Consider the following 10,303-nt stretch of genomic DNA (forward strand, 5'->3'; position numbering starts at 1 on the left):
CACGAAAAAGGCCGCCCCGGACGGGACGGCCTCTCCATTCGACGGGATGTCGTTAGCGACTGACGTAGTGGGCGCTGACCCATCCGCCATTGGCGAGCTGGACCCATTCGCCCTGCGAACCGACGGCCGAGAAGGATTGACCGGCCGAGAGGCTGCCGACCTGGCGGTAGTTGGTGCCCGGACCCGAGCGGACGCGCAGGTTGGTGGTCGCGCGGAAGGTGTCGGCATTGCTGGCGTTACTGTAGCCGTAGTCCGAATTGTACGACCGGGCCCGCTGCTGGTTGCAGCCGATGTAGGAGCCGGCCGCAGCGCCGGCGCCCGCGCCGACGACGGCGCCGAGGGCGCGTTCATTGCTGGAAATCCGGCTGCCGGCCAAGCCGCCGATCACGGCGCCGATGGCGGCGCCGACTTGCTGGCGACCGCCGGGGGCGTCGCAGTTGGTGATTCCGTTGGCCTGTTGCGCCACGGCTGCGGTGGGAAGCGCCATCGGGGCCAGTCCACCCAGCAGGGCGGCGGCGGCGGCGACGGCGGTGATCTTGTTCTTCGACATGGCTCAGTCTCCTGTCATCGAGTTGGTCGATGCAGGGCACAATGCGCCGCGTCAGGTGAAGGCTCCCGGAGGCCTGTCGTTATATTCGGTTCATCTAGTCCTCCCCGTCGGGAGACGACTTATCCCGCCAACTTTCCGTTGGCCCCGTCCTCAATCAGCTGGATGGTCTGCGGCAGGCCGTAGATCGCCGCGAACGAGCCGAAGCGCGGGCCCTGGGACGCGCCCAGCAGCACTTCGTACAGGGCGCCGAACCAGCCGCGCAGGGGTTCAAAGGCGTGCTCCTTGCCTGCGGCATAGACCTCGGCCTGGATCAGCTCACCGTCGGTCGTATCGGCCGGCAGGGCCTTCAACCGCGCCGCCAGGTCCAGCAGGGCCGCTTTTTCGCGCGGATCCGGCAGGCGGTAGGTCTTCGTCGGCTTCACGAAGTCCTCGTAGTAGTTCAGCGCCCGGTCCATCAGCCGATCCAGCAGCGGCTCGCTGTCCGGCGTGGCGTCCGGCAGGTATTTGGCGAAATAGGCCCACAGCTGCGCCTTCGACGAGGCGTTGGCGACGCCGACGAGATTGAGCAGCAGGGCGAAGGAGACCGGCGAGGTGTGCGTCGGCGGATCCCCGGCATGGATCGACCAGACGGCGTTGTCGATCCGCTTGGCCGGCTCCTGGGTCTTGTAGGCCTCGATGAAGGCCATCCAGTCGTCGATGGCGCGCGGAATGACGTTGAAATGCAGCGACTTGGCCGACTTGGGCGACTGGAACATGTACCAACTCAGCGACTCCGGCGTGCCGTAGCGCAGCCACTCATCCATGGTCAGGCCGTTGCCCTTGGATTTGGAGATCTTCTTGCCCTCGACGTCCAGGAAGAGCTCGTAGTTGAAGCCCTCGGGGGGCGTACCGCCCAGCGCGCGGCAAACCTTGGAGCTCTCGCGTACGCTCTCGATCAGGTCCTTGCCCGACATCTCGTAGTCAACGTCCAGGGCCGTCCAGCGCATGGCCCAGTCCGGCTTCCACTGCAGCTTCACATGGCCGCCGGTGACCGGAACCTCGGTGCGCCCGCCCGCGGGGTCGTCGAAGACGATCGTGCCCTTGTCGACGTTGCGCTCAAGGGTCGGGACCTGCAGCACATGGCCGGTGACGGGACTGATCGGCAGGAAGGGCGAATAGGTCGCGCGCCGCTCCTCTCCGAGGGTCGGCAGCATGATGGCCTGCACCGCGTCGAACCGCTCCAGCAGGGTCAACAGCGTCGCGTCGAACCGGCCGGATTTGTACTGTTCCGTCGAGGACAGGAATTCGTAGTCGAAGCCGAAGCCGTCAAGGAAGGCGCGCAGGCGGGCGTTGTTGTGGGCTCCGAAGCTGTCGTGCGTGCCAAAGGGGTCGCGCACCACGGTCAGCGGCTTGTGCAGGTCCTCGGTCAATATCTCCGGATTGGGGATGCCCTCGGGAACCTTGCGCAGCCCGTCCATGTCGTCGCTGAACGCCACCAGCCGCGTCGGCCAGTGGTCGCCGGTCAGGGCGCGAAAGGCGTTGCGCACCATGGTCGTGCGCGCCACCTCGCCGAAGGTGCCCATATGCGGCAGGCCGGACGGGCCGTAGCCGGTCTCGAGGATCACCGGCCGCTGCAAGGCCTCGAAGGTCGCCAGCGCCTCGTCCGCCTTGCCGGCGTCGATCAGCAGTTTCGCCGCATTCCGATCCGCGTCAGGCAGCCGCTTCTTCAGCACATGGGCGAGAAGGTTGCGGGCCTGTTCGAACGGCCACGACCTGGCGTCGCGCGCGAGGGTTTCGAGGTTCTGCAGCATGGAACGGGCTTTGGCGCTTGATTGGAGCGGGGTCAAGGAATGCCGCTATCGCTTGACCCCGCTCCTTCCCCGTGGCCTTTGCCCCGGCCCATGAAGACCGCCGATTTCGACTTTGACCTGCCGGACGACCGGATTGCGCTCCGCCCCGCGGAGCCGCGGGATTCCGCGCGCCTTCTGGTGGTGCGCGACGGCGGGCAGGAGGATCGGATCATCCGCGACCTGCCGGACTTCCTGCGCCCCGGCGACGCCCTGGTGTTCAACGACACCCGCGTGATTCCGGCGCGGCTGTCGGGCGTGCGGGAACGGATCGGGCCGGAGGGCGAGACCCTGACGGTCGAGGTCGAGGCCACCCTGCATCACCGCGACGCTCCAGACATCTGGTCGGCCTTCATGAAGCCGGGCAAGCGGATCAAGGTCGGGGACCGGGTGCGGTTCGGTGCACAGGGGGACGCGGCCTGCGAACTCGGTCGCCTTGATGCCAACGTTGAAGCCAAGGGCGAGGCCGGGCTCGTCACCCTGCGCTTCGACCTGTCGGGCCCCTTCCTCGACGAGGCGATCCGCGATGTCGGCGTCATGCCCCTGCCCCCCTACATCGCGGCGAAGCGGGCCGAGGACGACCGCGACCGGTCGGACTATCAGACCATGTTCGCGCACTGGGACGGATCGGTCGCGGCGCCCACGGCGGGTCTGCATTTCACCCCGGCGCTGATGGCGGCGATCGAGGCGAAGGGCGTCTCGACCCACGCCGTCACCCTGCACGTCGGGGCCGGCACCTTCCTGCCGGTCAAGGCCGAGGACACCGCCGACCACAAGATGCATTCCGAATGGGGCGAGGTGTCTCCGGAGACCGCGGAGGCCCTGAACGCCGTTCGAGCCGTCGGGGGCCGCATCGTCTGCGTCGGCACCACCTCGCTGAGGCTGCTGGAGAGCGCAACGACCGAAGAGGGGGTCGTCCAGCCCTTCCACGGCGACACGGCCATCTTCATCACGCCCGGATACCGCTTTCGCGCCGCCGATGTGCTGATGACCAATTTCCACCTGCCGAAGTCGACCCTGTTCATGCTGGTCAGCGCCTTCGCCGGGCTGGAGACGATGAAGGCCGCCTATGCCCATGCCGTGGCGGAGGGATACCGGTTCTATTCCTACGGGGATGGCAGCCTGCTATTCCGTCGCTAGTTTGCGGCCCATAGCCGACCTCCAGCAACGGTCATTCTTGGCACATCCGTTCTCAACACCAGGTTCGAGACCCGCCCTTCGCTGGTTCCTTTTTGTGTGCGTCGCGGGGGGACTGCTTGTCCTGTATGGAATCGCCCTCAATCGTGCCCCGGCCTGGCTTCTCGGTGTCCTGTCTGGCGTTCTTGGACTGGCCGCCGCCTTCTTCGGCCTGCGCTGGGCGGATAGACGGCTCAGATCACGCGGCAAGCACGCGGGCTGGATGTTTCTCTTCTTCGGCCCTCACGTCCTGGGAGCGTTGGCTCTTGAGCATTTGGGACCGGACTTGTCGGAGAAGGGAGAAGTACTGCTTTTTCTGATCGTTGTCTTGGTCGCAGCACCCTTCAGCGTCTGGGGTTTGGTTGAGCTGACGTCAAAGCCGCACGACGGACCGGAGCCGTGACGCGTTGCGGATCGGCCGCAGGCGGCTGAGGAAGGACCGGCCATTTGGTCGTTCTCCACCACACCATCAACTCCCCTCTCTCACCGTCAGGGCACCGTTTGACCTTCCCCCTCGACATCTCCGCCACCGACGGCCGCGCGCGCACCGGCGTGCTCAGGACCCCGCGCGGCGATATCCGCACGCCCGCCTTCATGCCCGTCGGCACGGCGGCGACAGTCAAGGCGCTGACCGTGGATCAGGTGGCGCAGACGGGCGCGGACATCCTGCTGGGGAACACCTACCACCTGATGCTCCGGCCCGGACCGGAGCGGATGGAGCGGCTGGGCGGCTTGCACAAATTCATGCGCTGGGACCGGCCGATCCTGACCGATAGCGGCGGCTTTCAGGTCATGTCCCTGTCGGGGATTTCGAAGCTGACCGAGGAGGCGGTGACCTTCTCCAGCCATATCGACGGCTCGAAACATGTGCTGACGCCGGAGCGGTCGATCGAGATCCAAGCCGACCGGTTGGGCTCTGACATCGTCATGCAGCTGGACGAATGCGTCGCCTGGCCGGCCGAGGAGGCTCGCGCCCGCTCGGGGATGGAGCTGTCGGCGCGCTGGGCGAAGCGGTCCAAGGACGCGTTCGGCACGCGGGACCTGCAGGCCTTGTTCGGCATCCAGCAGGGCTCGACCTTCGAGACCCTGCGCCGGGAGTCCTCCGAGCGCCTGCAGGAGATCGGCTTCGACGGTTACGCCATCGGCGGCCTCGCTGTCGGCGAGGGCCATCAGGCCATGTGCGAGGTGCTGGACTATGCGCCGGACATGCTGCCCGCCGACCGGCCGCGCTATCTGATGGGGGTCGGCAAGCCGGTCGATCTGGTCGAGGCGGTGTGGCGCGGCATCGACATGTTCGACTGCGTCCTGCCGACCCGGGCCGGTCGCCACGGGCAGGCCTGGACCTGGGATGGGCCGATCAATCTCAGGAACGCCCGTTTCGCCGAGGATCAGGACCCGCTGGATACAGACGCCCCCTGCCCGGCCTCCGCCGACTATTCAAAGGCTTACCTGCATCACCTGATCCGCGCCGATGAGATTCTCGGCAAGATCCTGCTCAGCTGGCACAACATCGCCTTCTTCCAGACCCTGACCGCGGCCATGCGTGAGGCGATCGCCCATGGTCGGTTCGATCAGTTCCGCCGCGACTTCCACGCTCGTCACTCCAGCAACGGGGCGGTCAACCGCCCCTGAGCTGCTTCTGGATAGCCGCGTGCGTTTTCGCGCCGTGGTGGTCGGTGTCGCGGCTGTGGGCGGCGATATTGGTCCGGTCGCGGCCCGACTGGACCTCATCGCCGTCGAGCGCATCGCCCTCGTCTATGTAGTCGGCGACTTCCCCCGCGGCCGGCGGGGCCAGGGTGGAATCCTCTACGTCGGGCGCGGCGTAGGTCCTTGGTTCGGGATGGGCCGAGGCGTTCTGTTCGCGGCCCTGATCGTTCGGGGCCAACGGCTCGGTGGCGGCGTTCTGCGCGGTGGCCTTGCCGGCCTCGACATTCTGATGCGGCATGATCGCTCCTTTCTGTGCAGGAGAGGAACAGGGCGATGCCGGAACGGGTTCCGGGAGCGCGAGTTTAGCGGCGGCTGCCGCCCGCAGGCCGGAACCAGGCCGGCGCGGCCGGGGGGGCGCAGTTCCGGTTCATGCCGATGCCCTTGAGGAAGGCCCGCCGCATCCGACCCGCCTGAATCGCCGCCTGCACATCCCGGCTGTGCTGTTCGGCCCCGGACAACCGCCGGATCCAGCTGCGGCCGGGGATGAAGTCCGTCGTCGTGTCGCGGATGGCGTCCAGCGCGGCGCGGGACGCCGCGTCCGAGGCGCGTTCGCCCATCGTCGAGCCGTCCGGCGCGGGCGGTTCGTCCGCGTCGGGGCCGAGGGCGGCGTCCAGGCGGCGTATCTCGGCGCCGATCGTCGAACAGCGATTCAGATTGCGCAGGTCGTAGGGATTGGCCTCAGCCTGCAGCAGTACGGTCGGGATATGTTCCCGGCGCAGATTGAGGTCGTCCAGCGGCGCGGTCGCGGCGGCTCCAAATCCGGCCCCGAACGACCGGACTCCGTCCATGGCCGAGCCGCCCGCGCTGCAGGCGCTCAGGGCGACGATGGGGAGCAGCAGGACGGGCAGGCGCATTCCACACTTGAACCACGACCGCGAGAGAAGCGCCATCGGAACGATCAATTCCACCGCGTCCCGATGACTGGGTTACACTGGGTCTCCCCGAGCCCGGTTCAGGAGGCCGCCCCATGAGCGACACGCTTCAACCCCTCAACCGTCGGACAGAAGCGGCCATCGTCGATCTGCTCAGCCGCGAGCATCTGATGACGGTGGCGTGCAATCGTGCCGACGGCTTTCCCCAAGCGACGACGGTCGGCTACATCAACGATGGTCTCCGTCTCTACTTCATGGTCTCGCGCGCGAGTCAGAAATTCGGGAATCTGCGCCACGACCCCAGAGCGTCGATCGCCATTCGTTCGCGGAGCGGCGGCAGCGCCGTCGGCCTGTCCATGGGAGGACACGTGGTCGAGGTCACCGACGAGGCGACCGCCGCCGGCCTCTCTGAGCAGATGGCGACGCGGTTCCCCGGCGTGCATGTCTACTGCCCGTCAGGAGAATCGACGGCTCTGCTGCAGTTCACGCCCGTGGTCGTCTCGGCGGTTGGCGTGGTGGAAGGCCGGAGCGACCCGACCGGTTTTGCAGTCGTCCCGCGCGAACCGCCGCCATCACGCAGCTAGTCACGCGGGCTGGAGGCCGGCCGGCATCCGATAATGCCAGTCAGGCCAGCGCCGACGCCGGAGCATGAAGGGGAAGGATGGTGGTACGTCCTCTCGGGCTCGAACCGAGGACCCTCTGATTAAAAGTCAGATGCTCTAACCAACTGAGCTAAGGACGCACACCGTCGGGGCCCGCATTAGCGAACCGCGACGCGCCTTCTGTTGCAAACCGCGCCCCGGGTCAAGCGTCGCCTCGACGGTTCCGACGTCCACGGCTAAGCAATTCCGATGAAACCGCTCTCCGGCTTGCGCATCCTCGAGTTCGACGGCCTCGGGCCCGTCACCTTCGCGGGCATGGTTCTGGGCGATCTCGGGGCCGATGTCCTGCGCCTGACCCGCAGCGCCGAGGCCGGCGCGCCGGTGTTCACCGATGTCGGCGGCGAGGTGCTGCACCGTGGGCGGGCCGCGGTCGCCGTTGATCTGAAGAACCCGGCCGATCTGGCGCGGGTAAAACAGCTGATCGGCGCGGCCGACGCCCTGATCGAGGGATTCCGGCCGGGTGTGATGGAGCGGCTGGGGGTCGGGCCGGAGGTCTGCGCCGGGCTCAATCCGCAATTGGTGTTCGGCCGCGTCACCGGTTGGGGTCAGACGGGACCGATGGCGCGTCAGGTCGGGCACGACCTCAACTTCATCGCCTTGTCCGGCGCCCTGTCGATGATGGGCGAGCCGGACCGCCCGCCCCGGCCGCCGCTCAACGTGGTCGGCGACTACGGCGGGGGGGCCATGCTGCTGGTCACCGGGGTGCTGGCCGCCCTGCTGGAGGCCAGGACGAACGGGCGCGGCCGCGTGGTGGATGCGGCGATGACTGATGGCTCGGCCCTTCTCACCAGCCTGTTTCACGCGCTTTCGGCGCGCGGGCTGTGGAGCGAGGCGCGAGGGACGAACCTGCTGGACGGCGGGGCGCCGTTCTACCGCTGCTACGCCTGCCGCGACGGCCGGTTCGTGGCCGTGGGGGCTCTGGAGCCGCAATTCTACGCCGCCTTGCTGGCGGGTCTCGACATACCGCCGGATAAGGCGCCGCAGTTCGACATGGCAGGCTGGAGCGCCCTGCACGCCCGTTTCGCCGACGTATTCGCCACGCGCGATCGCGATGACTGGGCGGCGCACTTCGCGGACAGCGACGCCTGCGTCACCCCGGTGCTGTCCCTGACCGAGGCCCCGGGGCATCCGCACAATGCGGCGCGCGGGACCTTCACCGGGGAGGGCCTCGTCCAGCCGGCGCCGGCCCCGCGATTCGGCGACGAGAGGGCCGGGCTGACGCCGCAACCGGGCACCCTGTCCCTGGAAGAGGCCGTCGCCGGCTGGGTATGACCCCGGGCGTCAGGCCACCGCGCTGTCAATTCGCTCCCGTCGTTCGGCCGCGCAGGCTTCGGCGAGCGTCCCGGCCAGCACGACCGGGTCGATCGGCTTGGTCAGAAAGGCGTGCACCCCGGCGGCGTCCCAGGCCTCGCGATGGCTGTCGAGGGCGTTGGCGGTCAGGGCGATGACCGGGGTCCCGCCGTTGACGGCCCCCTCGCGGATGCGCCGGGTCGCCTCGAGGCCGTCCATGACCGGCATCTGCATGTCCATCAGGATGGCGTCGAACGGCTCTGTCGAGGCGGCCTCCAGCGCCTCGGCGCCGTTTTCGACGAGGGTCAGGCGACAGCCGTGCGGCTCGAGCAGCAGGGTCAGGATGCGGCGGTTCACCTCGTGGTCATCCGCGGCGAGGATGGATCGGCCCCGAAGCGCTTGGGTGGTCTCGATTCGCCGTTCGGGCCGGACCGCTTCGCCCACGACCGCCGGCACCGGCAGCGTCAGGATGAACGTCGAGCCGTGCCCTTCGACACTCTCGACCGACAGCGTTCCGCCCATGATCTCCGCCAGCCTGCGGCTGATCGCGAGGCCCAGACCGGTGCCGCCATGGCGGCGGGTGGTGCCAACGTCGGCCTGTTCGAAGCTGTTGAAGACCTGGGTCAGCCGGTCGGCGGGGATCCCGCAGCCGGTGTCGGACACCGCGACCGAGAGACGGGCCCCATCCCAGTCCACGGCGACCACGATCTCGCCATCGCCGGTGAATTTCACAGCATTGGAAAGCAGGTTGAACAGAATTTGCTGGAACCTTAGAGGATCGGTGCGGACCGCTTCGGGGACTTCGGGGGCGACGCGCAGCCTAAGGCGGACCCCATTGGCCATGGCGCGCGGCTCCCATAACCGGGCCATGGTGGCGAGACGTTCGCGCACGACCATGTCGGCGCTTTCCAGCTCCATCTTCCCGGCCTCGATCTTGGAGAAGTCGAGCACGTCGTTGAGCAGGCCCATCAGCACGTCGCCGGCGTCGATCAGCATAGAGACATGCTCGCGCTGGCGGATGTCGAGGCGGGTGCGGCGCAGCAGGTTTGCGGCCGAGATCACCGCGTTCATGGGGGTGCGGATCTCGTGACTGATCACCGCCAGAAAGTCGGATTTGGCCGCACTGGCGACCTCGGCCTTCCGGCGGGCCCGCTGCTCGGCGTCCCGGGCCGATTTTAGCGCTGTCGTGGTCATCGAGCTCTGGCGAACGGCGACGACCAGATGGCTCATGTAGAGCAGGCATCCGAGAGCGATGAGCAGTTCATGCCAATTGCCGGCGATGACGGCGCCGAGGATCGGCAGACCCAGAAAGTAGGTGGCGTGGGAGGCGACGGCCGAGATCAGGATTGTGCGCACCTGGTGCATGTGCAGGCTGACGTGCAGCAGTCCGCCGGCGCACTGGACCATGGCGAAGATGCGGCCGACGTCACCGCCGCGGAACCACAGATAGGCGCTGGCCCCCGCGTAGACGACGACGCTTAGCACCGTCGTCGCGCTGCACAGGACCACATAGGCGCGGTCCGGCTCCCATTCGGGGTTGGCCCGAAACCTGCGGAACACCACCCAGTCCAGTGCCTGGGTGGCGACGACCGCCGAAAACCACACCGCGGGCCATACACCCGGAACCATGAACCACGCCGTGGCGCCGATGAATCCCGCCAGGGCGAGGCGCGTCGGGAGCTCCCGGTACCGCACCTGAGAAACCAAGGCGTAGGCCGTCGCGGTCATTGCATTTCCTCCAGTCCGCCACCGTCGCGCGAATTGGAAAAGGATTGGTTGCCGGGCGTGATGACCGCGGGCGCGATCCCCGCTATGGAACGGTCAATATCGCCGTGCGTTGGAACGCCGATCCGGGGAGCTCGCTGATGAAACGTCTTTTTACCCTTGTCGCCATCACCAGCGCGGTCGCTCTGACCGCCTGCGACGACCCGCGTCCGGCCGAGCCGGAAGTGATGGATATGCCGATCGAGGAGCCGGTTGCGCCGGCCGTCGAAGACGTTCAGGCGCCCGTCGTCGCGCCGTCCGCCACCGACACGCCCCCGGACAACAGCCGGTCGCCAACCGACAAGCGCACCTCGGAAGAATCCGTCCAGCCGAACAGCGAAACTCTGTTCTACTGACATGCCCAGAACGGTGGCGCCTCAAATGCGCCGCCGGCGGATGCGATCCCGCCCACCGCCCGCCGATAAAGGGCGTTCGCCCGCCGACGAAGGATCCGGT

At 67.7% G+C, this 10,303-nt stretch carries 10 protein-coding genes and 1 tRNA gene; 5 read left to right on the forward strand and 6 right to left on the reverse strand.

Going from position 1 to position 10,303, the window contains the following annotated elements:
• Positions 1-52 precede the first annotated feature (52 nt).
• A complete protein-coding gene (locus HNQ67_RS03960; RefSeq protein WP_183252493.1) occupies positions 53-550 on the reverse strand; it encodes an SH3 domain-containing protein in 498 nt (165 codons plus the stop codon).
• Positions 551-669: 119 nt separating this feature from the next.
• Entirely contained in the window at positions 670-2,340 is a 1,671-nt protein-coding gene (locus tag HNQ67_RS03965) for a lysine--tRNA ligase (protein ID WP_183252495.1), read from the reverse strand.
• Between the two features lie 90 nt (positions 2,341-2,430).
• Between HNQ67_RS03965 and queA the strand changes: the two genes are divergently transcribed.
• On the forward strand, positions 2,431-3,516 hold the full coding sequence (queA, locus tag HNQ67_RS03970; RefSeq protein ID WP_183252497.1) for a tRNA preQ1(34) S-adenosylmethionine ribosyltransferase-isomerase QueA: 1,086 nt from the start codon (positions 2,431-2,433) through the stop codon (positions 3,514-3,516).
• A gap of 537 nt (positions 3,517-4,053) precedes the next feature.
• A complete protein-coding gene (gene tgt, locus HNQ67_RS03975; RefSeq protein WP_183252499.1) occupies positions 4,054-5,184 on the forward strand; it encodes a tRNA guanosine(34) transglycosylase Tgt in 1,131 nt (376 codons plus the stop codon).
• Here tgt and HNQ67_RS03980 read toward each other — a convergent pair.
• Entirely contained in the window at positions 5,171-5,497 is a 327-nt protein-coding gene (locus HNQ67_RS03980; protein ID WP_183252501.1) for a hypothetical protein, read from the reverse strand. The genes tgt and HNQ67_RS03980 overlap by 14 nt on opposite strands.
• Positions 5,498-5,561: 64 nt before the next feature.
• Positions 5,562-6,113: a hypothetical protein gene (locus HNQ67_RS03985; protein WP_183252503.1), complete on the reverse strand. Its 552-nt coding sequence runs from the start codon at positions 6,111-6,113 to the stop codon at positions 5,562-5,564.
• Positions 6,114-6,226: 113 nt separating this feature from the next.
• Between HNQ67_RS03985 and HNQ67_RS03990 the strand changes: the two genes are divergently transcribed.
• Positions 6,227-6,715, forward strand: coding sequence for a pyridoxamine 5'-phosphate oxidase family protein (locus HNQ67_RS03990; protein ID WP_183252505.1), 489 nt, complete (start codon positions 6,227-6,229; stop codon positions 6,713-6,715).
• Between the two features lie 81 nt (positions 6,716-6,796).
• Here HNQ67_RS03990 and HNQ67_RS03995 read toward each other — a convergent pair.
• Positions 6,797-6,873, reverse strand: a tRNA-Lys gene (locus HNQ67_RS03995).
• A 109-nt stretch (positions 6,874-6,982) separates the two neighbouring features.
• On the opposite strand from HNQ67_RS03995, the gene HNQ67_RS04000 reads away from it, so the two are divergent.
• On the forward strand, positions 6,983-8,065 hold the full coding sequence (locus tag HNQ67_RS04000; RefSeq protein ID WP_183252507.1) for a CaiB/BaiF CoA transferase family protein: 1,083 nt from the start codon (positions 6,983-6,985) through the stop codon (positions 8,063-8,065).
• A 9-nt stretch (positions 8,066-8,074) separates the two neighbouring features.
• On the opposite strand, the gene HNQ67_RS04005 is transcribed toward HNQ67_RS04000, so the two are convergent.
• Positions 8,075-9,811, reverse strand: a complete 1,737-nt coding sequence (locus HNQ67_RS04005) for an ATP-binding protein (protein WP_183252509.1) — start codon at positions 9,809-9,811, stop codon at positions 8,075-8,077.
• 137 nt (positions 9,812-9,948) lie between these two features.
• On the opposite strand from HNQ67_RS04005, the gene HNQ67_RS04010 reads away from it, so the two are divergent.
• On the forward strand, positions 9,949-10,203 hold the full coding sequence (locus HNQ67_RS04010; protein ID WP_221247699.1) for a hypothetical protein: 255 nt from the start codon (positions 9,949-9,951) through the stop codon (positions 10,201-10,203).
• The last annotated feature ends 100 nt before the right edge of the window (positions 10,204-10,303 follow it).

The organism is Brevundimonas basaltis (assembly GCF_014202075.1).
GTDB classification, from domain to species: domain Bacteria; phylum Pseudomonadota; class Alphaproteobacteria; order Caulobacterales; family Caulobacteraceae; genus Brevundimonas; species Brevundimonas basaltis.